The sequence below is a fragment of the Desulfocapsa sulfexigens DSM 10523 genome, assembly GCF_000341395.1.
Lineage (GTDB): Bacteria > Desulfobacterota > Desulfobulbia > Desulfobulbales > Desulfocapsaceae > Desulfocapsa > Desulfocapsa sulfexigens.
The window spans coordinates 1,281,648-1,307,237 of sequence record NC_020304.1; the positions used below are offsets into that span (position 1 = coordinate 1,281,648).

General features: G+C 46.2%; 22 protein-coding genes. 16 read left to right on the plus strand and 6 right to left on the minus strand.

Features of this window, described 5'->3' with window-relative positions:
• Positions 1-94: 94 nt before the first annotated feature.
• From UWK_RS05685 to UWK_RS05715, 7 genes are all read left to right on the plus strand, one after another.
• Complete coding sequence (locus UWK_RS05685) at positions 95-991, plus strand: dihydropteroate synthase (RefSeq protein ID WP_015403402.1); 897 nt, start codon at positions 95-97, stop codon at positions 989-991.
• Between the two features lie 69 nt (positions 992-1,060).
• A complete protein-coding gene (locus UWK_RS05690; RefSeq protein WP_041916327.1) occupies positions 1,061-1,621 on the plus strand; it encodes a type I restriction enzyme HsdR N-terminal domain-containing protein in 561 nt (186 codons plus the stop codon).
• Between the two features lie 64 nt (positions 1,622-1,685).
• Positions 1,686-3,035 (plus strand): class II 3-deoxy-7-phosphoheptulonate synthase, encoded by a 1,350-nt coding sequence (locus UWK_RS05695; RefSeq protein ID WP_015403404.1) that lies wholly within the window; start codon positions 1,686-1,688, stop codon positions 3,033-3,035.
• A 321-nt stretch (positions 3,036-3,356) separates the two neighbouring features.
• Entirely contained in the window at positions 3,357-4,037 is a 681-nt protein-coding gene (locus tag UWK_RS18275; protein WP_015403405.1) for a rhodanese-like domain-containing protein, read from the plus strand.
• A 99-nt stretch (positions 4,038-4,136) separates the two neighbouring features.
• On the plus strand, positions 4,137-4,958 hold the full coding sequence (locus UWK_RS19575) for an anti-sigma factor antagonist (RefSeq protein ID WP_015403406.1): 822 nt from the start codon (positions 4,137-4,139) through the stop codon (positions 4,956-4,958).
• A 36-nt stretch (positions 4,959-4,994) separates the two neighbouring features.
• Positions 4,995-5,447 (plus strand): ATP-binding protein, encoded by a 453-nt coding sequence (locus tag UWK_RS05710; RefSeq protein WP_015403407.1) that lies wholly within the window; start codon positions 4,995-4,997, stop codon positions 5,445-5,447.
• A 5-nt stretch (positions 5,448-5,452) separates the two neighbouring features.
• Positions 5,453-6,643: a PP2C family protein-serine/threonine phosphatase gene (locus UWK_RS05715; protein ID WP_015403408.1), complete on the plus strand. Its 1,191-nt coding sequence runs from the start codon at positions 5,453-5,455 to the stop codon at positions 6,641-6,643.
• Positions 6,644-6,694: 51 nt separating this feature from the next.
• Here UWK_RS05715 and UWK_RS05720 read toward each other — a convergent pair whose 3' ends face one another.
• Both UWK_RS05720 and UWK_RS05725 read right to left on the minus strand, forming a co-directional pair.
• Entirely contained in the window at positions 6,695-7,045 is a 351-nt protein-coding gene (locus tag UWK_RS05720) for a DsrE family protein (protein ID WP_015403409.1), read from the minus strand.
• A 29-nt stretch (positions 7,046-7,074) separates the two neighbouring features.
• Positions 7,075-7,626, minus strand: coding sequence for a chalcone isomerase family protein (locus tag UWK_RS05725; RefSeq protein ID WP_015403410.1), 552 nt, complete (start codon positions 7,624-7,626; stop codon positions 7,075-7,077).
• 223 nt (positions 7,627-7,849) lie between these two features.
• Here UWK_RS05725 and UWK_RS05730 point away from each other — a divergent pair, with 223 nt between their 5' ends.
• Positions 7,850-8,074 carry a hypothetical protein gene (locus UWK_RS05730; RefSeq protein ID WP_015403411.1) on the plus strand — a complete coding sequence of 75 codons (225 nt, stop codon included), beginning with the start codon at positions 7,850-7,852 and terminating at the stop codon, positions 8,072-8,074.
• A gap of 153 nt (positions 8,075-8,227) precedes the next feature.
• Complete coding sequence (locus UWK_RS05735) at positions 8,228-10,030, plus strand: hypothetical protein (RefSeq protein WP_015403412.1); 1,803 nt, start codon at positions 8,228-8,230, stop codon at positions 10,028-10,030.
• 70 nt (positions 10,031-10,100) lie between these two features.
• On the opposite strand, the gene UWK_RS05740 is transcribed toward UWK_RS05735, so the two are convergent.
• From UWK_RS05740 to hisS, 3 genes are all read right to left on the minus strand, one after another.
• The gene (locus UWK_RS05740; protein WP_083907209.1) at positions 10,101-10,619 is read right to left on the minus strand and encodes a YehS family protein; all 519 of its coding nucleotides are present in this window, start codon (positions 10,617-10,619) and stop codon (positions 10,101-10,103) included.
• A 92-nt stretch (positions 10,620-10,711) separates the two neighbouring features.
• On the minus strand, positions 10,712-12,499 hold the full coding sequence (gene aspS / locus UWK_RS05745) for an aspartate--tRNA ligase (protein WP_153304833.1): 1,788 nt from the start codon (positions 12,497-12,499) through the stop codon (positions 10,712-10,714).
• Between the two features lie 94 nt (positions 12,500-12,593).
• Entirely contained in the window at positions 12,594-13,880 is a 1,287-nt protein-coding gene (hisS, locus tag UWK_RS05750) for a histidine--tRNA ligase (RefSeq protein WP_015403415.1), read from the minus strand.
• A 251-nt stretch (positions 13,881-14,131) separates the two neighbouring features.
• On the opposite strand from hisS, the gene UWK_RS05755 reads away from it, so the two are divergent.
• Positions 14,132-15,487, plus strand: a complete 1,356-nt coding sequence (locus UWK_RS05755) for a tRNA nucleotidyltransferase/poly(A) polymerase (protein ID WP_015403416.1) — start codon at positions 14,132-14,134, stop codon at positions 15,485-15,487.
• 15 nt (positions 15,488-15,502) lie between these two features.
• Here UWK_RS05755 and UWK_RS18285 read toward each other — a convergent pair whose 3' ends face one another.
• The gene (locus UWK_RS18285; RefSeq protein WP_015403417.1) at positions 15,503-17,938 is read right to left on the minus strand and encodes a bacteriohemerythrin; all 2,436 of its coding nucleotides are present in this window, start codon (positions 17,936-17,938) and stop codon (positions 15,503-15,505) included.
• A gap of 337 nt (positions 17,939-18,275) precedes the next feature.
• On the opposite strand from UWK_RS18285, the gene UWK_RS05765 reads away from it, so the two are divergent.
• The 6 genes from UWK_RS05765 to hypD all read left to right on the plus strand — a co-directional run bounded on the left by UWK_RS05765 (position 18,276) and on the right by hypD (position 25,478).
• Positions 18,276-19,355: a hydrogenase small subunit gene (locus tag UWK_RS05765; protein WP_015403418.1), complete on the plus strand. Its 1,080-nt coding sequence runs from the start codon at positions 18,276-18,278 to the stop codon at positions 19,353-19,355.
• Positions 19,356-19,463: 108 nt separating this feature from the next.
• Positions 19,464-21,164, plus strand: a complete 1,701-nt coding sequence (locus UWK_RS05770; protein WP_015403419.1) for a nickel-dependent hydrogenase large subunit — start codon at positions 19,464-19,466, stop codon at positions 21,162-21,164.
• 32 nt (positions 21,165-21,196) lie between these two features.
• Entirely contained in the window at positions 21,197-21,841 is a 645-nt protein-coding gene (gene cybH / locus UWK_RS05775) for a Ni/Fe-hydrogenase, b-type cytochrome subunit (RefSeq protein ID WP_015403420.1), read from the plus strand.
• A complete protein-coding gene (gene hypF, locus UWK_RS05780; RefSeq protein WP_015403421.1) occupies positions 21,834-24,164 on the plus strand; it encodes a carbamoyltransferase HypF in 2,331 nt (776 codons plus the stop codon). Before cybH ends, hypF begins: the two co-directional genes overlap by 8 nt.
• Complete coding sequence (locus tag UWK_RS05785; protein WP_265588642.1) at positions 24,139-24,396, plus strand: HypC/HybG/HupF family hydrogenase formation chaperone; 258 nt, start codon at positions 24,139-24,141, stop codon at positions 24,394-24,396. The genes hypF and UWK_RS05785 overlap by 26 nt, the downstream gene beginning before the upstream one ends.
• Positions 24,393-25,478: a hydrogenase formation protein HypD gene (hypD, locus tag UWK_RS05790; RefSeq protein WP_015403423.1), complete on the plus strand. Its 1,086-nt coding sequence runs from the start codon at positions 24,393-24,395 to the stop codon at positions 25,476-25,478. The genes UWK_RS05785 and hypD overlap by 4 nt, the downstream gene beginning before the upstream one ends.
• The last annotated feature ends 112 nt before the right edge of the window (positions 25,479-25,590 follow it).

Below are 25,590 nucleotides of genomic sequence, written 5' to 3' on the forward strand. Positions count from 1 at the left end.
CAAAAAACTAAAAAACGTTTAAATTGACGTTTTTATGTGTATTGATAAAAAATAATTGAAAAATACAATAATTTAGAGACTTAAGGAGAGTACAATGGGTCAGACAGTTAAAGCAATTGCAGAAAGTATCAATATCATGGGTAAGCGCAGTGGTGGCGCCATGAAAGATCGTGTTCAGGGCCCAGTTCAGGAGATGGCAAAAGAGGAGACTGCTGCAGGAGCTTCCTATCTTGATCTGAATATCGGACCTGCTCGTAAAGATGGTACCGAACTTCTTCCATGGGTTGTTAGCACTGTTGAAGCGGTTACTGATGTTCCCCTCTGTCTCGATACCACTAATATGGATGCGATGGCGGCCGGTTTTAAGGCTGTAAAAAACAAGGAACAGGCTCTGATGAACTCCATTTCTGCTCAGCCCGAGCGTATGGAACAGATGATTCCCGTTGCTGCTGAGATGAAATGTGACGTTATTGCTCTACTCTGGGGTGCTGATGGCATGCCTCGTGATTCTGCTGAGCGTGCGGCCATGTCCGTTGATTTGATGATGGCATTGAACGAAGGTGGTATCCCTAACGAGAAGATCCTTTTCGATCCAATCGGAACTCCTATTACTCTTGGTGCTGATCAGATTGCCTCTGGACTCGAGTTTATGGAAATGCTGGCGGACATTGCTCCCGGTGCTGGATCCACCGTTGGGCTTTCCAATGTTTCCAATGGTGTTGCTGAGCATCTTCGTAAGTACCTGGATCGTACCTACCTGATCATGCTGATGAAGTATGGAATTTCCACGGCTATTGTTAACTCCTATGATGCAGAGTTGATGGCAATTTGCAAAGGTGAGCGCCAGGAGCATGTGGATATGATCCATGCAATGATGGACGGTGACGATCCGGGTGTTTCACGGCTTTCAGGGGTAGCTCTTGAACATTACAAGACCTACAAAGCACTTTCCGGACAGACTGTATTCTCTGAATCCTGGCTTGAACTCTAGAAGCTGGTAGGGAGTAGCTTTGATGATGCCCTTCCTTATATCAAGGAGGGGCATTCGTGTTTAGGAGGAATGGATGTGAATGATGTTCCAACTCACCACATGGTTTATGGTACACTGAGGGATTTTATCACTGGGGAAGAACTTGTAGATACCGATGATGAACGTATTCGTCAGGACTTATCGAGAATGATGGTTGAAAAACTGGGATATAATAAGGAAGAGTTGGAACCCCGCTGTTTTATTGAAACCCTTTTCAACCGTCAGTTTGTACGTTCAAATATTGAGCTTGCGGTTACCCTGAAAGGTTTTGGCAAAAAATTCCTTGTAATACGTTATGGGGCTGGATCATTGGTTAGCCGGGAACGTTCAGCGATTGCTGCGGCGAGGGTGCTTGAAAAAAGCTACCAGATTCCCCTTGCTGTGGTGACGAATGGGCGTGATGCCGAGTTACTCGATACTGCCACCAAAGAGGTTCTGGCTACTGGCATGGAGGCAATTCCCACAAGAAATCGTGCCGAAAAGATGCTCGCTGAACTAGAATTTCGAGCTCCTGCTGAAGGCAAGAAGAGAGAAGGGGAGATGCGGATTTTAAACGCATTTGATGTGGAAGTCTGCTGCCGCAGTATATAAGAGCTATACCTTGCGGGGAGGGGTGTTTCCGCAGGAAAATTATTTAACAACTGAGAGAAAGAGCATGGGAACAGAACAGAATAAATGGACGAAAACAAGCTGGAAGAACTTCACAGCCCTTCAGCAACCTAAATGGCCGGATATGACGGCCCATGATGCGGTGCTTGAAAGACTTTCCACTTTACCGCCTCTGGTTTTCGCAGGTGAAATCAGAGATCTCAAGGCTCTGCTTGCCAAAGCCGTAACGGGAGATGCCTTTCTTGTTCAGGGGGGTGACTGTTCCGAGGATTTTTCCCAGGTTACGGCCCCTAATATTCGTGAGAAACTGAGAGTTCTGTTGCAGATGGCCGTAGTGTTGACGTATGCCGGTGGCAAACCGGTTATCAAGCTTGGCCGCATTGCTGGACAATTTGCCAAACCCCGTTCTGCAGATACGGAAATGGTTGATGGTGTAGAGCTTATGTCTTACCGGGGAGACATGGTGAATAGTTCTGAACCCCTTGCGGCAGCTCGTATTCCCGATCCTAACCGGATGCTGGAAGGGTATTATATGGCGGCATCAACCCTGAATCTCCTTCGTGCTTTTACACGTGGCGGTTTTGCTGCTTTACACAGAGTATCGGCATGGAATCAGGAGTTTGTGAAACAATCTCCCATGGGACGCAGTTATGAAAGACTTGGAAAACAGATTCAACAGGCTCTGCAATTCATGGAGACCATCGGTATTGATTCCAATAGTCCCCAGATGAAGCAGGCACAGTTTTTTACCTCCCATGAAGCATTGCTGCTTGGATATGAGACGGCCCTTACTCGGGAAGATTCAACCAGAGGAGGTTGGTATGACTGTTCGGCCCATATGCTCTGGATTGGTGAGCGGACCCGGCAGGTGGATGGAGCCCATGTGGAATTTTTACGGGGCGTGAACAATCCAATAGGGGTGAAGATAGGACCGGATTATGATCTTGATAATGTGAAACAACTTATTGAGACGCTGAATCCCGAAAATGAAGCAGGCCGTTTGACCCTGATAACCAGGCTAGGTATGAAAAATATCGAAAAAGTGTTGCCTCCGCTTCTTCGTGAAGCCAAAAGGGAAGGTTATAATATAGTTTGGAGCTGTGATCCCATGCATGCCAATACCTATACGGCAAAAAGTGGCCATAAGACACGAAATTTCAATGATATACTCTCTGAAATAACCTGTTTCTTCGAAACCCATTGGGCAGAGGGAACTATCCCTGGTGGCATTCATCTCGAGATGACCGGCAATAATGTTACTGAATGTACCGGAGGTGCCAGAAATATCGTTGATGAGGAGTTAATGAATAACTACCTTACGACATGTGATCCACGCCTCAATGCTGAGCAGAGCCTGGAAGTGGCCTTTCAGATAGCAGACATGATCCGTAGTTAAAAAAGCGGCTGCAGGTACTGCATTTCGTTAAATGCGGTACCTATGGCCACTTCCTGCTTTTTTATTCTATTTTCTTGTGTTGGGAAATTGAAAGATTATTGAATTTTCCAGTCACCTATCTGCTTTTCGTTGTTTTTCCTTTCCTACCGATGATTTCCAGCTTGTTTTTGTACTGTTGAATTTCCATGTGTGGCCATTTCTTAAAAAAAGGTTTGAATGGATGATAGTGAAATTTTGCAGGAGATTTGGGATTTTGGTACGTTACTGACATTAGAAGTGAGCTGTGGAATGCAATCAATACTGTCTTGAATGGAGGATAAAATGGTTAAACAATTTTTGTTGCTTGTATTTGTAATTTTATATGCTTCTGTGATATCCAGCCAGGCTGAAGACAGCGAAGTGATTTCAGGGGAAATTGTTACTGGATTCCGAGTGCTTACAGTTGACCCTGCCTCAAAAGATAATTATTTCACCGTCTATCGGGGAGATTATATAAAGTTCAGCTATCCGGAGGAATTCACCTCCCTGGCATTCAGTATGGAGGCGTTGAAGCTTGGAGATATGCTCTCTCCAAAACCGGAGGACTCTCCATTTTTTAAAATGAAGGCCGTGGGGAGCTACGATTATAGTCTTGGTGAGGGCGGTGGCAGCATCACCGTTGTTGACCTTGTACGTCCTAATTATACTGAGGTTACGGCCGATGAGGCTGCAGATATTTTAAAAAATCTTAAGCCGTTTATCCTTGATGTACGAACTCCTGAAGAATATCAGCAGGTGCATATTGAGGGAACACATCTGATTCCCATCCAGCAGTTGCAGGCAAGGATTGGAGAACTGGAACCCAGGAAGCATGAAGATGTTTTTATCTACTGTGCCACCGGAAACAGATCAACCGTTGCCTCGCGAATACTGGCTGATCAGGGATTTAAACGGATTTACAATCTGCGTTACGGCGTCTATGACTGGGTACGTAAGGGGCATCCTTACAAAACCGGAAGGTGATTTTTCTGATTCTGACGCATCTTGTGCTACAATTATTTTTCTGGTAGCATATGATATTTACTCCTACTTATTGATATCTCTTGCTCTTGGTACTTTGCAATGAAAATAAATACGGAAGTCATCCAAAAGATTTTTGTTGTTACTTGTGAAGGATCACGACTTGATGCCTCTTTCGCGCAGACTTTTTTTAACGCTATGCAGAGTTTTATTCAGAAAGGGCATATGGATATCGTGCTCGATCTTTCAAGTGTCGAATTTGTCGATTCCACCGGGCTTGGCGCTATTGTGCAGTGCCTGAAAGAAATTGATGGGCGTGGACTGCTGGTGCTGTGTGGTGTCAGTGAGATGGTTCTCAGCCTGCTGAAGATGACTCACCTGGATGATATATTTATTCAAGCCGCAGATCGTGACGAAGCTTTTAAGAAGCTTGGTGCAGAGAAGAAAAAAAGAAGTATTCCTCGTGAGGTGGAAACGGAATTTGTTGCTACTCCTGCCAAGGTAACAGGTTTTGATGAAGCCCTGCTCGCCTCCTTAACGATGGAAGATGCTGAAACAATTGAGGATGTTAGTGACGAAGAGCGAAGAAAATACCGGCGTCTTATCAGTAAGCAGATAACGAATGAAGAAATCATTGTTCATTGCACCAACAGCAGTACCGGGAAACGTTCCACCGGAGTTGTTCTTGATATTTCTCCAGGTGGGCTTCTCCTGGTCTCGCCTTCAAAACTTTCAGTTGGCGACGAATTTATTCTGGAGGGACGTATTGGAAGAGCATTTAAATTCAAAGAACATACTGTGATCCGTAACTGTCGTGATGGAAAATACGGTCTTGAGTTTATTAAGCCGTCCCGCAAAACCACCTCATTTATTCAGCAACTCACTGGTTCTGTGGTGTTGACTAAGAAATGGGCCAGGAACTAAGTCTTCCATTAATACACGTAACTCCATACTGTTCTGATGTCATCGGTAACGAATGAAATCCCCTCGGGTTCCTCTATAGTCTTCCGCGTTCCAGCACGTCTTGCTGATGTTCGTTTGCTTGGTTTTTCAGTTCATGCCCTCTTCCAGAATCTTGGTTTTAATAATATCGAAACCTATCAGCTTGAACTGGCAGTGACGGAATCAGCCAATAATATTGTCAAACATGCCTATAAGTTTGCAGAAGATACTTATTTCAACATGAAATTTACCACCACTGATGACAGGGTTATCTGCACCTTTGTGGACCATGGAATATTTGAGAATTTTCTGAAAAACAATGGCCAGGGGGAAATTGCCATTAATACCAAAATACTTCCGCCAGATAGTAGAGGAATTGCTATTATTTGCGAAGTTATGGATGAGGTAAGTTATCGCAGGTCAGGTGATAAGAATATTTTAAGACTTGTAAAATATTTCTCCCGGTTCTGAAGAAAATGGATCTCATTGAAAAACAGAGTACAGTTCTTGTTGTTGATGACAGTGAGGCCATCCAGACATTATTAAAGGCGTATCTTCGTGACGGTGGATATAATGTAATGGGTGCAGTTGATGGCGTGGAAGCGCTTGACGTCTGTCTTCGGAATTCGGTTGACCTCATTCTCCTTGATATAGCCATGCCCAAAATGGATGGTTTTTCTCTGTGTGAAAGACTGCAGAGTGAAAAAAGGTTACGGGCTATCCCCGTCATCATGCTCTCTGCCCGTGAAGATATGGCGTCAAAAATGCGGTCTTTTGAGCTTGGAGCGGTTGATTACATAACCAAACCAGTTGGCAGGGGTGAGCTGCTGGCTCGTATTCATACGCATCTGGCAATTAGTCGGCTCACTATTTCCCTTCAGAATGCGAACAGGGAACTGCTTGTTCAGCAGCAGCAATTACTTCAAGGTCTTCATGCCGCCGCAGACCTTCAAAAACACCTTCTTCCCAGGCGTGTTCCAGATTGTAAGGAATTACGTTTTGCCTCCTACTTTCAACCCTGCCAGGAGGTAGGGGGGGATATTTATAATATTCAGCGACTGGATAGTGACCATCTGGCTATCTACATCCTCGATGTTTCCGGGCATGGTTTCCCCGCTGCAATGATGACGGCGCTCGCTACTCAGGCACTTAGCGGTTTTGCTGCGATCACCAAAAAACAGGGCATGGATGGAAGGGTGGAAAGCGTTACCTCACCGGGAGAGGTGATTCGGGAGCTGAACAAGGAATTTCCAATGGCCCGTTTTAATCGCTATATGACAATCGTGTACCTCCTTTTTAATACGAAAAATAGTACCTTCCGATACTGTTGTGCAGGGCACCCCCCGGTTATTCACATGACGCGTGAGGGAGGAATTACAGCCCTGGATACAGGTGGGCCTCCTGCTGGAATGGATGGCCACTGGGATGAGGCTGAGGGCTGTTTAAACAGCGGTGACAGGCTTTTCTTCTATACGGACGGTTTTACTGAATATAGTAATGAAAAGGGTGAATTGTACGGTACAGAGCGCTTTTTTAACTCCATGATTGGTAGTCGTGAGTTGCCACTTAAGGAGGCGGCACGGAGTATTATTGGAGAATTGAAACAGTTTGGCGATCAGCTCGATGGGAATGATGATATGACCCTACTGGTTGTGGAGAAAAAATAGTAGGGTGCTTTCCTGGTAACAGGCGATTGCTGATTGCGAGGAAACAGTACCTCAGGGTTTAATGTAGGAAAACCCATCGTTTTGAAGATCAATCAGGGCCACAATACCAGCAGGAATAATCTCACACTCTTCAATAATCTGTTCTTTCGGAATTTCGAATCGTTCCATCGCATTTTTACACACCTGAAAACGAACACCCTTTATTTTTAGATCCCTGACCCGCTCGAGAAGCACTCCAATACTGTTGCGACTCATAAGCTTTGCTGCTGGCCCATTGAAGAGGATTACCAGATCGTGCTCTTCTCCGGGGATCGCTTTCAGCAGGTTTACAACATTATTTAAAGCCAGATTCAGTATTGGCTCTTCATTTTGATCCACGTGAAAAACAGCTTTATAGGCCATAACATTCTCCTTCTAGTGGTTGACTTGTTTTATTGGACACCAAGCAGGGCGTCACGAAGATCTTCACTCACCGGCTTGTTTCCTAACCAGATGGAGAGAAGAGCATGGTTGAAATATTCGCCTAAAACAGTTCCCTGGGTTTTTCCGGCAATACTGATAACAGTACCCTGATCAGGGGTGTAATCGAGAATGATTTCTTCACCCCGGTGTACATCGATAAAGGAATTATTAAATTGCTGAATTTCAGGATCAAGCGTTTTAAGTTGTTCTGAAGTGAGGTTTGCCATAAATCCTTCATTCCAGCTATCAACCAGCTTTTCTCTGCTCACTTCATCATACAGCATATGCATAGTCATTCTTTTTCGGCCTGGGGTGTTGAGGATATCCTCGGCTCTAGGTGATGGGTGCTCAAGATAGAGTTCAGCAATATAGATTTTAAAGAAAAATTTGGATCGAATACCTGCCCCATTTAGTTTCAAATCAGTACCGAGAGTTTCAGGAACAGTGACACCGGCAATCTCAAGTCCCATTGCTGGAACGCTGAAGCAGAGAAGAAAAAGAGAAACAAGTAATTTAAACATAATGAAGTACCCACGTTCTGATCGTTGGCAGGGCTTCCTGTAAGCTACCATAATCAATGTGTAAGAGTTTTTTTTAAAGAAATATCCTAACAGAATTGCGGTTATTCTGGCAATTGGAAAATGTTTTTTCAAAATAAGGTGCTTTTTTTTTAGACGGTGCTCACTCTGTGAGCACCTCCCCCTGTTATTATCTTTTTAAACACTTTGGAAAGGAGAATAACAGATGAAAGAGAAAATGATTGATAACGGGGGCCACTGTTTTCAGCCAATTTTGCCACTTGGTTGCTGGACTCCCTATCGTAATAAAAAACCGGGTGTGGCCAGATGGCTGATGAGGCGATATAGGAAGGAGATTGATTTTGTGCTCGCTGCATTGGCAATTGGCTTTATGCTGTTAGCAGGGATATGGATGTTTCTTGTTGAACTTGCGGATGTCGGTCTCAGTTAGTAGACTGGTCTCAGAATGTGACAATTTCTGATAAAGAGAATTCATTACTTTATGAACGTGATGAGTTAGTATTAGGGGTAGAAGTGGTTCATTTATGGTATTATCGTTAAAAATTTTATATGAGATTCTGTTTTAAAACGGCTTGAGGACAAGATGACAGAGTATAGTTCAAATACAACAAACCACACTTTTCATATTCCGGTTATGGGAACAGGGTTTACCATAGATACGCCGCTGAAAGTAGCAAGGTATGGAATTTCTTCTTCAATTTCTCTGGTGGATGACGTTCTGATTGAACAGGTACGGAAGTTCTACTGTCAGCAGGAGAATGAACCCTATGAAGAGATCACAAATTCGAGTGACGATTCACGTGCACGTCGTATCACAGCCTATCTGAATCTTGTTGACCGATTGGTACGACGGCAGGTGGAAGAGTTGCAACGCTCGCCTTTTGAAAAGGAGAGTGAGATCACCAAGTACTACGAGATGCTTCCGGACGATTCTCCTCTGAAAAACGAATACGCTGAAATGCTGGCAACTGCTGATCAATCAAAAAAGAGTGCTTTACAGGAAATACTTCGAACGAAGGCTGTTCCAGGCAGTATCGATGTAAATATCATGACCAAACTTGATCGTGACAGGTATAACAAAGGAGAAAAGTTGTCGCCGATCTACGCCGATGCAATGAGTGCTCTGCGAGGTTTTGCAGAAAGCACTCTGAATTCTTCAATGGTTTTTTCGGCAGGGATTAATAAACGATTATATCGTTATATGACAGAGTTCAAGGATTTTTTTCCCAACGCAAATGGTGAGATGAAAAAGAAAATTATCCTGAAAGTAAGTGATCATCGATCATCGGAGATTCAGGGTCGTTTTCTCGCAAAATTAGGCTTATGGGCCTCTGAGTTTCGTATTGAATCAGGCTTGAACTGTGGAGGGCATGCCTTTGCGTCTAAGGGGTTTCTACTTGGTGTGGTCCTCGAAGAGTTCAAAAGGAAAAAAGCTGAGTTACTCAAAAAACTTATCCCCATGTATGCAAAGGGTTTGTCAGAGCAGGGAGCGTGTGACGCCAGACTTCCGGACGACTTTCGGATTACGGTTCAAGGGGGTGTGGGGACAGCGGATGAACATCAATTTCTTCTGAAATATTATGGGGTAAACAGCGTTGGCTGGGGCACTCCTTTTATGCTTGTGCCAGAAGCAACCCATATGGATGACGTGAATATTAAACGCCTCATGAATGCCTCGGATGATGATGTTTATCTCAGCGATGCCTCTCCATTGGGAATTCCTTTCTGGAATTTACGGAGTTCCACCAGTGAAGACAAACGACGTGAACGGATAGAAAAAGGAAAACCTGGTTCTTCCTGCCCGAAGGGATTTGTCGGTTTTAATACAGAATTCACCAAGATGCCTATTTGTGTAGCTTCCCGCGCTTATATAAACAAAAAACTCAAGCTTCTTGCAAAGGAAAGCCATCCTCCAAAGGCTCTTGATATTATAAAAGAGAGGATACTCGCGAAGGCCTGTATTTGTCACGAACTTGGTGGCAACGCAACTGTTCCTCTTGGTATTGATCCAGAGGCAGATTCCACGGTCTGCTGCGGGCCTGGGATTGTTGATTTTTGCAAAATTGCAACGCTTCGGGAGATGCTTGATCATATTTATGGACGTTTTTCATTGCTGAAATCGAGTGATCGTCCGCATATGTTTGTAAAAGAACTTGGTTTGTATATTGACTATCTTCGTAAAGAAATAGACAACTTTCCGGTGGGACTTGCAGTGAATAGTGCTTCCTTTCTGGAGGGAATGAGGGAAAATTTGTTTAAGGGTATCGAATATTACCAGGCACTTTCGAGTGAGCTTGTTGAAGATTCCCAGGAGAAATTTTTGGCGGGATTGAAGAACATGAAAAAAGCCCTCGAACCGTTGTCACTTGACAAGGCGGAGCTGTAATTGCTGCGAACAGGGGTAAAGCTGATTTCTTCTTCTGCACTCCTGTTTCAGGTAACTTCAATATTTTCTATTATTTGTTTCTCTTCACCCATACCTTTTCCGTCCTGGAAACAGTTTCCTGTTGAACGGGTCTTTTTTTGTAGAGAGAAAGGCCCTGGAGAAAATGACGCAGAAACTGATCGCCGCATGCTTTGTAGTGTTTGTGGCTCTTTCTTCTGAAAAAGGCTGAGAGTTCAGACTTGGAAATTTCCATTTCAGATAGTTTGAATATCTCCAGCATATCGCTATCCTGATACATGAGTGCAATCCGGATTTTTCGTAACACATCGTTATTCGTTATTTTTACCGGTCCGGACTGGATAGCTTCTTTTTTTAATTCCCCTCTGTAGTAAATGATCAGGCCGTCGAGAAATGTGCCAAGCAGTGCCTGAGAACAAAGGACAAACTCCTTATCATCTTCTTTTTTGAGTAGAGTATGAAGGTGAATTTCAGGTATATTGTGTCCGGGAGCGTGAAATATCTCTATCATATCCTTGTCCTTGAGGTCGAGGCTATAACGGATTTTTCGAAGTATGTCGTTGGCAATCACTTGATTTGTGAGAAGAGTTGAGTTGCTTTAAGGGGAAGGATGGCAGTCATTATAAAAAGCGATAACTGCCATCAAATTACGAAATAAGAAGATCAGGATTCTTTCCAGTCAGGACGCAGGTGCAGCTCGGTGAGCTGTTTTCTCGAAACCCCAGCAGGAGCCTCGGTAAGAGGGCATGTCGCACGCTGAGTCTTTGGGAAGGCAATAACGTCACGAATGGAGTCGCTGCCGGTGATGATCATCAGGAGACGATCCAGGCCGAAGGCCAGGCCGCCATGGGGGGGGGCTCCAAGCTCAAGGGCACGAAGAAGGAAACCGAACTTGTCGTTGGCCTCTTCCTCTCCGATATTAAGGGCTTTTAACACTTGTGCCTGAATATCACGCTGGTGGATGCGGATGGAGCCACCACCAATTTCAGTACCATTCAGAACCAGATCGTAGGCCTGAGAGTATACCGAACCGGGATCACTTTCCAGCTTCCCAAGATCCTCTTCCCTGGGGGCCGTGAAGGGGTGATGGAGTGCCTGAAAACGTTTTTTGTTATCATCGTATTCCATCAGGGGGAAGTCCGTTACCCATACGAAATTAAAGCTCTTTTTATCCAGTAATTCAAGGATACGCGCTATTTCCAGTCTCAGTTCTCCAAGTACCGTTAAGACTACGGAGGTTTTATCGGCACCAAAGAAAAGGAGGTCGCCTTCTTCGGCATCAAGGGCTTTGGTCATGGCAGCGCGCTCTTCATCGCTGAAGAACTTGGCAATGGGTGACTGCCATTCACCGTTAGCTTTCATTTTGACCCAGGCGAGTCCCTTCGCTCCGAATTGAGCCACATATTCGGTGAGGGTATCAAGGACTTTCCGGGAAAAAGTGGCACAGCCCTTTGCGTTGATGGCACGGACGGTTCCTGCACCATCTGCCATGGAACGAAAAACCTTAAATGAACAGGTTTTGGCGATCTCAGTGAGATCCACAAGTTCAAACCCGAAACGGGTGTCGGGCCGATCGGTACCAAAACGATTCATGGCATCATCGTAACTGATTCGCTTAAATGGTGGAGCAACATCAATGTCCAGTGTGTCCTTAAAGAGCTTGGAAATCATCCCTTCGGTGATCTCAATGATCTGTTCCTCATCCATAAAGGAAAGTTCCATATCAATCTGGGTGAATTCTGGCTGGCGGTCAGCACGCAAATCCTCATCACGAAAACATTTGACGATCTGATAGTAGCGATCCATGCCACCAATCATCAGCAGCTGTTTGAAGAGTTGGGGAGATTGGGGCAGAGCGTAGAATTTCCCGGCGTTAACGCGGCTTGGCACCAGATAATCACGTGCCCCCTCAGGGGTTGAGCGGGTGAGCATGGGTGTTTCCACTTCCAGAAAATCATTGTCGTTCAGATAGGTGCGGATGGATTGCACGGCCTTGTGGCGCTGATACAGTTTGGCTGCCATCTCGGGCCGTCTGAGATCCATATAACGATACTGGAGACGGATATTGTCAGAGATCTCACTTTCTTCATCGAGCGGAAAAGGTGGTGTTTCTGAGGTGTTCAGAATGCGAAGCTCGTCGATGAAAACTTCGATTTCCCCAGTGTCAAGCTTGGTGTTTGCCATGCCTTCAAGTCTGGCTTCAACTTTACCGCGAACAGCAATGACCCACTCGCTTCGAAGCATATGGGCCTTATTGTGGACCTCAGGGTTTACTTCGGGGTTGAAAACAATCTGGGTGAGACCGTGTCGGTCGCGGAGGTCGATAAAAATAACTCCACCGTGGTCACGCCTGCGCAATACCCAGCCCATAAGGGTGATTTCTTTGCCGATATCGGCACTCGTAAGATCGTTGCAGGAGTGGGTCCTGCGTAAATTTCCCATAGATTCCATAATTTTACTATGGAAAAGCCTTGCAGTGCTGCAAAGCATCTCCATTCCGTGTTAATTGATTAGTGTTATTAAAATGTATATGATATTAAAATTTCTACGCTGCCAGATCGGTACTTTTATGAGTAGCAACATGTGGATGAAATATTTCCTTTAAATTGTCAATGAGTACATTGAAAGCAATATCCTGCTGCTCCTGATTTTCCATATTTCTCAGTACGGCATGACCTTTCTCGAGTTCATCCTCACCGATAATGAGAACATACCGGGCCTGTGCCTTGTGTGCCTGCTTCATCTGGCTTTTCAGGCTGCGACCCTCATGATCCATGGCGACCAGAAAGCTTTTCCGGCGCAGATTGTGGGTCAGAGAAAAGGAGAACTCCGATGCTTTTTCACCGAGTCCAGCAACGAATATATCTATTGGGGTACTTTCAGGAATTTCTTCTTTCTGCTGTAAAAGCAGTGTCAATCGTTCCATGCCAATGGCAAAACCAATACCGGGAACCTTAGGGCCACCGAGTTTTTCAATCAGGCCATCATAGCGGCCACCGGCACAGACTGCTGCCTGAGCACCAAGATCTTCAGTGGTAAATTCGAAGGTCGTACGGGTGTAGTAATCAAGCCCCCGAACCATAAATTTATTCAGATTAAATTCAATATCAAGCTGCTGCAATGCATTCTGAACCGTGGTAAAATGTTCAGCACACTCATCGCAGAGATGGTCCAGGATCGATGGCGCTTCTTCAACCTGTTCCCTGCATCCAGGCATTTTACAATCCAGTACTCGCAGTGGGTTGGTTTTGCTGCGCCTTGTGCAGTCTTCACATAAATTATCCCCTCGATCTTCGATAAAGGCAAGCAGGGCCTTTCGAAACCCAGGACGGCAGACTGGACAGCCAAGGGAATTGATCTCAAGGCTAACATGTATGCCAAGTTCTTCAAACAGCATGGCTCCCATGGCCATAAGTTCGGCATCAACCCTGGGGTTGGGTGTTCCGAGTACTTCAACATCCATCTGGTGAAACTGGCGTAAACGGCCCTTTTGAGGACGTTCGTGGCGAAACATGGGGCCAATGGTGAACAATCTCTGAATAGGTTTCTGGACATGCAGGCCATGCTGGATATATGCTCGAAGCAGCGATGCTGTGGCCTCGGGGCGCATGGTAATCTGTTTGTCGACAAAGGTGTACATCTCTTTTTCCACGATATCAGTGGCCTCACCAATGGAACGGGCAAAAAGCTCTGTCTTTTCCAGTATTGGTGTCCGGATTTCCGAGAAGTTGAAGCGGGCAAAAACATTTCGGGCACTGTTTTCTACCTTACGCCATAACACTACTTCGTCGGGTACGATGTCTTTAAAGCCGTTGAGGGCCGATATCTTCACTGCCATTCCTCCAGAAAAAGTCCATATAAAAAAGAATGAAATAAAACGTAATTACAGCAAAATGTCAAGGATATGCGGGCAAGGCAGGGAAAATCGCACCTTCCAGGGTGCATTAGCTTTATTAAATACTAAACATGAGAATCCAAATTGACACTGACCGATTTGGTGATCCAGCCATGCTGCTTGACAAACCGTGGGAAGCAAGTCATTATCATTTGCTTCATGTCGAGTAGTATAAAGATAATTCAGAGATGGAATTCACCCTGCCAATGACTTTTTCCAGCGAACCAAGAATCATCACCACTGATAATCATCCTATCCGTCACCATATGATAGACAGGGATGCCATGAAAGTACTCCATGTCCTGCGTGACAATGGCTATGCCGGTTACCTGGTTGGGGGAGGAGTCAGAGATCTCTATCTAGGGATGACACCGAAAGATTTTGATATCTCAACGGATGCCAGGCCCGGACAGATTCGTAAACTTTTTCGCAACAGTCGTACCATAGGCAGACGTTTTCGTCTGGTGCAGGTATTTTTTGGCGGCAAGGAAATTGAGGTTTCAACACTTCGTTCATTGAGTGAGTATGATCTGGATGGTCCTGACGCGGTACTTGCACCAAATAATACCTATGGGAGTCTTGGAGAAGATGCCCAGCGTCGTGATCTTACAGTGAATGGGCTGTTTTATGAGATTGAGGGCAATACTATTATCGATTATGTGGGTGGCATTGAAGACCTGGACAAATCCGTCGTTCGATTCGTGGGCGAGCCAGAGCGTCGCATAACGAGAGATCCGGTGCGTATGTTGCGGGCAATCAGGCATGCGGGAAGACTGGGATTCAGTATTGCCCCGGAAAGTTGGGAGGCAATCTGTTCCCATCATGAAAAACTTCCTCTATGTCCACCGTCACGAATTCGAGACGAGTTTTTTAAAGATCTGCACAGCGGTTCATTTACGGTATGGCTGAAACTTGCCCTGGATTCCGAGCTGTTTTTTGATATCCTTGCTCTGTATAAACAAGCGCTTTCTAAAAAGGAAAAGGTGGATGAACGACCCTACCGTGAACAGTTAATTGCTCTTGCAAAGGTCATTGACAGGAGCTCTACGCTGGCAAAGGAATCGGAAAAACGAGGACTGAACAGTGATTTTCTGCTGGCTTTGGTGCTTGTTCCCTGGGCTAATTCAAAATTTGATCTTGTTCATCAGCAGTTAAAAGGTGCCGCCGCATTCAGGTTTTCAAAAATTCTCCGCGAAGCGCTGGACAGGGAATTGGGGGTGCAATTGAATCTGCGTCGTTCCATTCGTCAGCAGATGGTGACATTGCTCTCTAATTTACCCCAGTTTCTTCGGTACAGAGAGGATAACTCATGGCCAAGATGGATAAAAAAGAAGAGCTATTATAAGTCCTGCGCTCTGTTTTGTGAGTTGTACTCTGAGTCCCTCACCGGTGATAAGGCAGAGCTTAATCTGTCATCTTTGCCGCAGGAGTCTTCCCGCTCTGAGAAGCCAAAAACTCCTTCTTCCAACCAGGGACGAAGGAGAAAATCGTATAATCCTGCATTTTCTTCAAGCAAGAAAGGTGTTTTTGGCTTTAAGAAGTGATGTCTATCTTCCTTTTCAGACCACTCCCTTGCTCTTCAGGAATGGTGCGTATTTAGCGTCAGTTTTCTTGATGTGGTTGATCAGCCAATCTTTTAGGAATTCCATCAATTCAAGCGAAATATCAGCCTCTCCTGCCTTGTAATCTTTTTGGAACTTAAGTAACTGGTCTACCAGCTTGGCGTGTATTTCCTTATGTTTGTCTGTCTCCTCATATCGGTGTTGAGCAAAGAACTCCTCTTCAGTTTTAAAATGGGTTGCGGTGTAGTCAATTAACTTGCCGAGTACACTGCCGACAGCATTCTGGGGAGCGTTGCTGTTCATTTTCTGGTGCAGCTCATTGATGAGGTTAACAAGAACTTTGTGTTGCTCGTCGATACTTTTAATGTCAAGGGCGAGTGATGGGCTCCAGCGTAGTAATGGACCGGAGGTGAAAACAGTCTGGCGCTGCTTGTGGCTGCCTGCTGTATCCCCAAGGTTGAATCGATTTGTTTCCCGACTGATGGTGTCTGCAATTTCTTTTAGATTTTCGGCACTTTCCTGTAAACGGAGACTTCCTTCCCGTGCCTCCTTTGACACCTGGCTGACAGCGACAATATCCCTGGCAATTTCGCCGGAAACCATGGACGCCTGGGAGACATTTTCGTTTACCTCGCTGATTCCATTTGCCGCATCATTTACATTTCCTGATATATCAGAGGCTGTGACAGACTGTTCTTCCACCGCGGAGGCTATTGTTGAGACTATATCGTTCACACTGTTTATCACTTTGCTGATTTCGCTGATCTCGGTCACTGTTTCATCGGTGGACGATTGGATTGATTCAATTTTATTTTTGATCTCACCGGTGGCTTTTGCTGTCTGTTTGGCAAGTTCTTTGATTTCATTGGCAACAACGGCAAACCCCTTGCCGGCTTCTCCGGCTCTCGCCGCCTCGATGGTAGCGTTGAGGGCCAGGAGGTTGGTTTGTTCTGAAATTTCGGTTATTACTTCGGTAACTTTGCTGATTTCCCTGGCTGCTGCACCAAGGGTGTTGACCTTTTCAGATGAGCTTTTTGCGTAATTTACTGCCTCTCCTGTCATGGAGTTTGCGCGTTCAGTATTTTCAGCAATTTCCTGGATAGCTGCAGACATTTCTTCCATGGCATTGGCCATCACATTTACGTTCTGAGCGGCCTGTTCACTGGCCATGGTTACTGTACCCATATTGGCACTCATTTCCTCAGTCGCAGCTGCCACTGTGTCCGCTTTGGCGGCGGACTGTTCTGCCCCCCCTGTCAGGTCTTCAGCAGCCAGCGCAAGTTCCGTAGAGGTGGCGGTAAGAGCACGGCCTTCGGCTACGATATTGCCAATCAGGTTGCGGAGATTTACGGTCATATCCTGGAGTGCTGCCTGGAGACTACCGGGAACAGATCTTCCAGTTTCTTGGTCACTTAAATCACCACCAGCAATACGTCTTGCAAGCTGTACCATGGCCTCAGGTTCCCCTCCCAGAAGCTTGAGAATGGAATTGGCGTTGAGGAACAGGATCGTTATGAGCAGTGCAAAACCGACAATGGAGCCAATGGTAAAAAGAGTTCGTGTTCGGGCACTTAAACTGTCGCTTGTTGCTGTGATGTCAGCAATAGTCTTTCCAGAGTTTTCAGTTATTTTATTTTTAACTTGAGTTATGACCTGCAGGAGTTCGTCGCCGATAGCTTTGGAGTCTCTGCCAAGAATGGAATCAATCTGCTTGGTGTTTTGTGCAATCAGATCATTAAATTCCTCTTTTAATTCCTCAGCTTCTTCACGTGCCTGGGTCATATTAATGGCAAGGCTGACACTTCCGGCAAGGTCATTATTAGATTTGATTTCCTGGGTGAGAGTGAGAACGTTGGGATCATCCTGGCCTGCCTGAATGATTTTGGCAATGTCCGGTCGTCCTTCCGGGAGCAGAGATTTTAATTTTTCATTGGCCCTGTTTATATAGCGGGTGAGAGGGGTGCCATCTTTATCCCGGTAGAAGATAAAGAGTACATCGGGATTGCGATGGGCACTCCGTACATAGCTGTTTAGCGTAGCAAAGTCTTTGGATATTACGCTGTTTGTTGCAACAAGTGCCATAAGCTGAACCAGGTCGTTGCCACTTTGTCGGCGTATGGTGCGGAGGCTTTGCTGTACTGAAGTTGCAGTGTTGTCAAGCGCTTCGGTTGAAGAGGCAGCCAGAGTACGTGATGTCTCAGTTTGCATGGATTTAAGGTTACTGTCGAGTTGTGATGACAGTTTGCTCAGGTCTTCACCGATGGTGTTTTGAATTGTCTCAAAGGAATCGACAACTTTTGTGTTGAGTTGGGTACTGCTGCTGTTCTGGCTGAGTACCGTGAAGATGATTGCGCTTCCTATCATGACGAGAAGGGCAATAGCAATTGGGGCAATAAGCTTAAAGCGGAAACTTTTTACCATGGAATTTTGCATTCTGATTCTCCTGACTGGTTTGTTTATAAATAATCACCATCAAATGTATCACGAAGTAACAGAAGAATGAATTATTTTTTTGCGAAAAAAAAGAAACAATCAATTTAAGTATTTAATGGAATTTTTGTATCAATTATATTGATATTTTATCCTATAACTACTGTCTTTACTGAACCCTTTTCTTTTGACATAAGAATCGTGAAACGTATACAGTTTGTTATATGGTTTGTGCAGTCTGCGTATTGCCTGAGTTGGAAAAGCCCCCTTTGCAACTCAAGAATACTGCGGAGAACAATCGTTCATGATTCACCACAGGGGTATGTTGAAGGAGAAGACAATGGAAGACCAGGCAGGTAATATGGAATTGATTTCCGGGCTCAGCAGGCGCGGCTTTTTGAAGGGCTGCACCTTGGCTGCTGCCGCGCTCGGCCTCTCGGAGGCTATGATTCCTAAATTACTGGAGGCGGCAGAGTCGGCGCAGCGACCGACGGTTATCTGGCTCCATTTTCAGGAATGTACAGGATGTACCGAGAGTCTCCTTCGAGGTTCCCACCCAGATATAGGAAGATTACTCTTAGACGTTATTTCACTTGATTACCATGAGACTGTAATGGTTCCGTCCGGTCATCAGGCAGAAAAAAGTCTTCACGATTCTGTGGAGAAAAATAAAGGTAAATTTGTTCTGGTGGTCGAGGGAGCAATTCCAACTGCGGATAATGGAAATTTTTGTAAAATTGCGGGCCGCACTGCCATGGATATTCTGGCTGAGGTCGGCCCCAAGGCAGCAGCGGTTATTTCACTTGGAACATGCGCTGCTTTTGGTGGTATTCAGGCTGCAGATCCCAATCCAACGGGTGCTAAGGGTGTGCAGGATCTTCTTTCCGGAGTTCCAATTGTCAATATCCCGGGTTGTCCTCCTAATCCGGTGACCTTTCTTGGCACGGTTCTTCATTACCTGACTTTCAAGCGTCTGCCCAATTGCGATAATCTTGGAAGACCTCTTTTTGCCTATGGCAGAAGAATTCATGATCATTGTGAGCGTCGTGCTCATTTTGACGAAGGTCGCTTTGCTGAAGAGTTTGGTGATTATGGGCACAAAAACGGCTACTGCCTCTACAAGGTTGGTTGCAAGGGGCCGGAAACTTTTTCTAATTGTCCGGCAGCCCGTTTTAATGATGTCGATGTCTGGCCTGTCTCTGTCGGTCATGGCTGCATCGGTTGTACTGAGCCAAATTTCTGGGATTCCATGACTCCTTTCTATGAAAGATTGCCACATGTTAAAATTCCTGGAACCGGGATTATAGCCGATGCTGACAGTGCAGGTAAGAAGATTCTCGGTGTGGCGGCGGCAGGTGCTGCAATTCATGCTGCGGTTGGAATCGGGAAGGCTAAGCTGAAGGGGAAAGATAAAGAATAAGAAGACAGGTACTGAAAAAAATCCAGGCTGAAGAGCGAAGGAAGGATTTGTACTTTCTGCTTGTAGCCTTCAGTTTCATAACCTGAGAATAAACATCGAGAGGACATAATGGCTCAGCGAATCACCATCGACCCCATAACCAGAATTGAGGGTCATTTACGAATAGATGCAGAAGTAGACGGAGGCCAGGTAACGAAAGCCTGGTCGTCAGGTCAGATGTGGCGTGGTATTGAAACTATTCTCAAGGGACGGGATCCGCGAGATGCCTGGCTTTTTACCCAGCGCATCTGTGGGGTGTGTACCACGGTGCATGCTCTGGCTTCGGTGCGGGCTGTGGAGAATGCTCTGAAGCTAGAGATTCCTTTGAATGCCCAGTATATCCGTAATATTGTAATGGCCATCCATGCACTACAGGATCATATTGTCCATTTTTATGTGCTCTCGGCACTTGATTGGGTGGATGTGGTTTCAGCTCTTTCCGCTGATCCGAAAAAGACAGCAGCGCTTGCTAATTCACTTTCCGAGTGGCCGAATAACAGTGCCAAGCGCTTTGCTGCCGTTCAGGGTAAGGTGAAAGCACTGGTTGAGAGTGGACAACTTGGCCCCTTTGCCAATGGCTATTGGGGACATCCCGCCATGAAGCTTCCACCCGAAGCAAATCTTATGGCGGTTTCTCATTATCTTGAGTCACTTGATTATCAAAGAAAGGCCACCCAGGCACTGGGTATTATTTCAGGAAAAAACCCGCATATTCAGAATCTTTCCGTTGGCGGTGTCACCACCGCGCTGAACCCGGACAGTGATTCAGCTCTGAACATGGAACGTCTCTATTGGATTAAGCAGCTGATTCAAGAGGTTCGTGGGTTTATTCAGCAGGTTTACCTGCCCGATGTGGTTGCAGTTGGTGCCCTCTATAAAGACTGGCTTCCGTATGGAGCTGGAGTAACCAATTATCTGGCGGTACCGGATATGGTACTCAATGCCAAGGCCACGGAGTTTGATCTTCCCGGTGGAACCATTATGAATGGTGATTTAGGCACCGTAAAGGGCATCACCTCGTTTAATGATGATTATTTCCGGGATAACGTGGTGGAGAATATTGCCCATGCCTGGTACAAGGGCGATTGGTCTAAGCATCCCTATGAAGAGGATGATGTCCCCAATTACACAGAATTTCAGGATGACGGAAAGTATTCCTGGATTAAGGCACCTCGTTTTCAGGGACAGCCCATGCAGGTTGGACCGCTTTCTCAGATGCTGGTTGGTTATGCACAGGGACACAAACCCATTATCGAAAACGTTAATAATGCATTATCTCTGGTTTCGAGCGTGGCAGGGGTTACCGTCGGGCCTGAAGTGCTGCACTCAACCCTTGGTCGTCATGTGGCCCGAGCGGTTCGTGCGTCCATGCTTGGTGATCTTGCCCTTAAGCACTGGGATCTGCTGGTTGACAATATCGGTAAAGGGGATCTTGAGATCTTTAACAAGCCGGTCTTCCCGCAGGGTGAACAGCAGGGCTATGGTATCCATGAGGCTCCCCGTGGTGTTCTGTCGCACTGGGTTGTTATTCAGGATGGAAAAATTAAAAATTATCAGTGTGTTGTTCCCTCCACCTGGAATGCTGGTCCGCGCGATGAAAAAGGTGTTGCAGGACCCTACGAGGCATCTTTGCTCGGTAATCCTGTGGCTGATGCTGAAAAACCCCTTGAGGTTCTGCGTACCATTCACTCCTTTGATCCCTGTATCGCCTGTGCCGTGCATACAGTGGATGCAAATGGGGTGGAGTTATCAAAGGTGAAAGCATTATAAGGATTTGATTCCTTTTAATCTAGGGGGTTGTTATGAACTATGAAGTGAAGAATGTCTGGAGTGTTTTGCTCCGGCTGTATCATTGGGCCCTGGTCCTGTCCATTGTCGCTCTGGTGGTGACCGGATTTTATATAAATAATCCGTGGACAAATACGACCTTGGAAGGAAGCGTGTCATTTCCCATGGCCGTTATGCGTTATATTCACTTTGTGGCCGGGTATCTCTTTACTGCGGCGGTGCTGGTGAGAATATTTTTGTTTGTCTTTGGTAACAAACAGGAACGAATCATGGACATCCTGCCCGTAACTCCAAGAAACTTAAAAAGCCTTGCTACAACAATTGGCTATTACAGCTACCTCAGTGAAAAGCATGACAGCCGCCTGGGTCATAATACCCTGGCAGGGATTTTCTATCTCATCACCATCATAGCTGCCCTTTTTCAGCTGGCCAGTGGTTTTTATATGCTGTACCCCGAAGCTGGGTTCTGGCAGGGGATGGGAGGAACGCTTTTCGGATCTCAGCAGGAAGGGCGTTTTCTGCATCATTTGTTGATGTGGTATTTCATTCTCTTTGCCTTTGCCCATGTGTATATGGTGGTTTGGAATGACCTGAAGTCTCCGGAAGGACTTGTTTCTTCAATATTTACAGGAAAGAAGTTTAAGCGTAAGAATGCCTGAACCTGTCCTTCGAATGGAAATCATCGCCCTGGGTACTGTCCAGGGCGTTGGTTTCCGTCCCTTTGTATATCGTCTGGCTCGTAAATGGAACGTTACCGGTACCATCCTGAATACTGACCAGGGCGTTGTTATTGAGGTGGAAGGCAAAGAACCTTCCGTCCAGAGTTTTATCAATACGCTCAGTATGTCTCCTCCTCCACTGGCACGCATTACATCTTTGCACCAGCATCAGCATCATTCTTTAAAAGGATTTAAAGAATTTTCCATCCTGAAAAGTATGTCGCTTCACAAGAGTCAGGCTTTAATCCCGGCAGATGTAGCTTTGTGTAAGGACTGTCTTGATGATATTCTTGATCCGCACAATAGACGATTCTCCTATCCTTTTACCAACTGCACCAACTGCGGACCACGTTTCACTATTGTAGAAACTATTCCCTACGATCGACTGGGTACCTCCATGAAGTCTTTCCCACTCTGTTCGCAATGCAGAATGGAATATGAGGATCCCGGGAATAGGCGCTTTCATGCCCAGCCAAATGCATGTGCAGAATGCGGGCCACAGTTGTCCTATCACGATGCAGACGGGAAAAAGCTTAAAGCCTTTTCTCCTTTGGAGGAAGTTGCTCGTTCCCTTAAACAGGGACAAATTGTGGCAATGCGCGGTTTAGGTGGTTTCCATCTGGTGGTGGATGCTGGTTCGGAAGAGGCTGTTACAAGGTTACGCAAACGCAAGGGAAGAAAGTCCAAGCCTCTCGCGGTAATGACAGCCAGTGTGGATGAAGTAAACCGATTTTGCATCTTGGACAATACTGCAGCGGAGCTTCTGCAGGGAGTGGAGCGTCCCATAGTTCTTTTACCCCGAAAAGAGTCTTGTCTGGCTGAGGCGGTTACACCGGGAATCGCAGAGATTGGAGTAATGCTCCCCTACACACCACTGCATCAGTTACTGTTTCTGCAGCCGGATTGTCCTCGCACCCTTGTTATGACCAGCGGTAATAGAAGTGGAGCACCCATTTTTACGGCGAATAAGGCAGCGGTGGAGGGACTTTGTGGGATTGCGGACTGTTTTCTGCTTCATAACAGGGAGATCATGACGCGAGTTGATGATTCTGTTGCAAGAATCAGTCGTCGAGGAGTGCAACTGTTGCGGCGTGCCCGTGGCTATGTTCCGGCGGCAACAGTTCTTCAACAAGAGTTTCCCTCCATTCTTGCCTGTGGTGGAGGGCTCAAATCCACTTTTTGTCTCACCAGAGGCAGTGAGGCGTTTCTCAGCCAGCATATCGGGGATCTTTTTAATCTGGAATCATTGGATTTTTATAGAGAAAGCATATATCATTTCAAGAGACTCCTGCAGGTGGAACCGGAGGCCGTTGTTTGCGATTTACATCCCGATTATCTGAGCAGCCATTATGCAAAAGAGTTGAACCTGCCACTGTATAAGATACAGCACCATCACGCCCATGCAGCAGCAGTATTAGCTGAACATGGAATAGAGGAAAAGGTTCTGGCCCTGGTTCTTGATGGGACTGGTTTGGGAGACGATAACAGCAGCTGGGGGGGGGAGGTACTCCTTGCTGATTGTCTCGATTATGAGCGAGTCGGGTCCTTGACACCCATGCTGCTCCCCGGAGGGGACGCTGCTGCTGAGGAACCATGGCGTATGGGTTTGTCTCTGCTGTTTAATCTGGGGCAAAATGAGCCAGAAATACAATTTGCAGAGAAGCAGAAACAACGAGCCCTGTGGCAGATGATGGAACAGGGGTTTAACTGTCCAGTCACCACCAGTTGCGGCCGTTTTTTTGATGGCATTGCAGCACTTCTTGGTGTCTGTTTACTGGCTGACTATGAAGGACAGGCTGCCATGGAACTCGAATCCCTGGCCTGGCGGGAAAAGGGAGGGCAGGATTTAGGTGGACTTCTTGAAAACTGTAGCTGGAAAGAAGCAACGGTCTGCTCAGACAATCGATTGATACTGCAGCAAGATATTTTGGTTCAGAAGGTGCTGAATCAACTGACGGATGGTAGGGCGGCAGCGACTATTGCGCTTGACTTTCACCTCTGTCTTATCAGAAGTTTTTTTGATCTTTTATGTAAACTTGCAGAAAAAACTGGAGTTTCACATATTGTCCTTACTGGAGGGTGCATGCAGAATACACTTCTTCTTGAGGGACTTTTCATACTTCTGGAACAAAACAATTTTATCGTCCATACGGGGCAGCAGATACCGGTAAATGATGGTGGAATAGCTTTGGGCCAGGCGATTATTGGAGGTTTACGTCATGTGTCTGGCTGTACCCATGAAAGTAATAGAAATCCAGGGTGATCCTGATGATTTTTTAAGCGGACAGATTGCGCTGGTTGATGCCGATGGTATCAGGAAAGAGACACGGCTTGATATTGTTGATCGCTGGCCGGATCTTGGTGATTACCTTATCATTCATGCAGGTTTTGCCATCCACACCCTTGATCCGCAGGAGGCAGAGACCAATATTCGTCTTATGCGGGAAATGGCTGAAAAAGTAGAAGCTGCCGAAGCAGTGGAACAAAGAACATGAAGTATCTTGATGAATTTCGGGATCAGACTCTTGCCGAGCCCCTTTTGAAAGAATTGCGCAGGAGCGTAACGAAACCTTTTCGGGTGATGGAGGTGTGCGGTACTCATACCATGTCCATTTTTCGCAGTGGTTTACGGACATTACTTCCAGAAGAAATAGAGCTGATATCCGGGCCGGGTTGTCCGGTGTGTGTGACTTCTGCCTCCCATATTGATGCTATCCTGGCCATGGCTGAATTGCAGAATACGCGAATTGCACTGTTTGGCGATCTGTTTCGGGTTCCAGGCAGCAACGGCTTGTCCCTTGCCAATGCTTCTTCCCAGGGGGCAAAGGTTGACATCGTTTACTCACCCATGGATAGTCTGAATCTGGCTCGAAAATATCCCGAGGAACTGATTGTTTTTCTAGGTGTGGGATTTGAAACAACAACTCCCGGAATAGCCGCCACCATTCTGGCGGCAAAGAACAGTGCTCTTGATAATTTTGCAGTCTTCTCCACCCATAAGACGATGCCTCCACCGTTACTCGCTCTTCTTGATGATCCGGAGTTGCAGATAGATGGACTTCTTTGTCCCGGACATGTGAGCAGTATTATCGGGGCAGGGGCCTATCAGCCACTGGCTGATACATACAAACTTGCCTGTGTGGTCGGGGGGTTTGAACCGGCGGATATCCTCCAGGCGTTAATCCTGATGGCCAGACAAATTGCCAACGGTGAGGCTCGTGTGGAGAATGCTTACACTCGTGCTGTGCGCTGGGAAGAAAACAGCAGGGCGCAGCAGATGGTCAGGGCCATTTTTAAAACCGCTGATATGGAATGGCGTGGTCTTGGGGTGATTCCTGAGAGTGGCCTGGCCATCCGGGAAGAGTACAGTCATTACGATGCGGAAAGACGCTTGAATATCAAGCTCACGCCAGCTACAGAGCCAAAAGGATGTCGTTGTGGGGAAATTCTGAAAGGAAAGGAAGTACCTTCTCAGTGTCCTCTCTATGGGAAACGTTGCACCCCTGGCAATCCTGTTGGTCCCTGCATGGTGTCCAGTGAAGGAACCTGTGCAGCTTTTTTTAAGTATACTCAATAATGGTTCATGAGTTCTTACTGACTCCAAATGTTGGGGTGACGCCCTGGCCCGTACTTTCTTCTCAAACGTCCTCACTACGCTGTGGATTGTTTGAGAAGAAAGTACGGCGCAG

Coding starts and splice junctions, on each gene's coding strand:
- UWK_RS05735 (WP_015403412.1), top strand. CDS start 8,228: ATGACAGAGTATAGTTCAAATACAACAAACCACACTTTTCATATTCCG.
- UWK_RS05785 (WP_265588642.1), top strand. CDS start 24,139: ATGAAAGTAATAGAAATCCAGGGTGATCCTGATGATTTTTTAAGCGGA.
- UWK_RS05755 (WP_015403416.1), top strand. CDS start 14,132: ATGGAATTCACCCTGCCAATGACTTTTTCCAGCGAACCAAGAATCATC.
- UWK_RS05690 (WP_041916327.1), top strand. CDS start 1,061: ATGGATGTGAATGATGTTCCAACTCACCACATGGTTTATGGTACACTG.
- UWK_RS05710 (WP_015403407.1), top strand. CDS start 4,995: ATGTCATCGGTAACGAATGAAATCCCCTCGGGTTCCTCTATAGTCTTC.
- UWK_RS05725 (WP_015403410.1), bottom strand. CDS start 7,626: ATGTTTAAATTACTTGTTTCTCTTTTTCTTCTCTGCTTCAGCGTTCCA.
- hypF (WP_015403421.1), top strand. CDS start 21,834: ATGCCTGAACCTGTCCTTCGAATGGAAATCATCGCCCTGGGTACTGTC.
- UWK_RS05685 (WP_015403402.1), top strand. CDS start 95: ATGGGTCAGACAGTTAAAGCAATTGCAGAAAGTATCAATATCATGGGT.
- cybH (WP_015403420.1), top strand. CDS start 21,197: ATGAACTATGAAGTGAAGAATGTCTGGAGTGTTTTGCTCCGGCTGTAT.
- UWK_RS18285 (WP_015403417.1), bottom strand. CDS start 17,938: ATGCAAAATTCCATGGTAAAAAGTTTCCGCTTTAAGCTTATTGCCCCA.
- UWK_RS05720 (WP_015403409.1), bottom strand. CDS start 7,045: ATGGCCTATAAAGCTGTTTTTCACGTGGATCAAAATGAAGAGCCAATA.
- UWK_RS05770 (WP_015403419.1), top strand. CDS start 19,464: ATGGCTCAGCGAATCACCATCGACCCCATAACCAGAATTGAGGGTCAT.
- UWK_RS05715 (WP_015403408.1), top strand. CDS start 5,453: ATGGATCTCATTGAAAAACAGAGTACAGTTCTTGTTGTTGATGACAGT.
- UWK_RS05695 (WP_015403404.1), top strand. CDS start 1,686: ATGGGAACAGAACAGAATAAATGGACGAAAACAAGCTGGAAGAACTTC.
- hypD (WP_015403423.1), top strand. CDS start 24,393: ATGAAGTATCTTGATGAATTTCGGGATCAGACTCTTGCCGAGCCCCTT.
- UWK_RS18275 (WP_015403405.1), top strand. CDS start 3,357: ATGGTTAAACAATTTTTGTTGCTTGTATTTGTAATTTTATATGCTTCT.
- UWK_RS05765 (WP_015403418.1), top strand. CDS start 18,276: ATGGAAGACCAGGCAGGTAATATGGAATTGATTTCCGGGCTCAGCAGG.
- UWK_RS05730 (WP_015403411.1), top strand. CDS start 7,850: ATGAAAGAGAAAATGATTGATAACGGGGGCCACTGTTTTCAGCCAATT.
- aspS (WP_153304833.1), bottom strand. CDS start 12,499: ATGGAATCTATGGGAAATTTACGCAGGACCCACTCCTGCAACGATCTT.
- UWK_RS19575 (WP_015403406.1), top strand. CDS start 4,137: ATGAAAATAAATACGGAAGTCATCCAAAAGATTTTTGTTGTTACTTGT.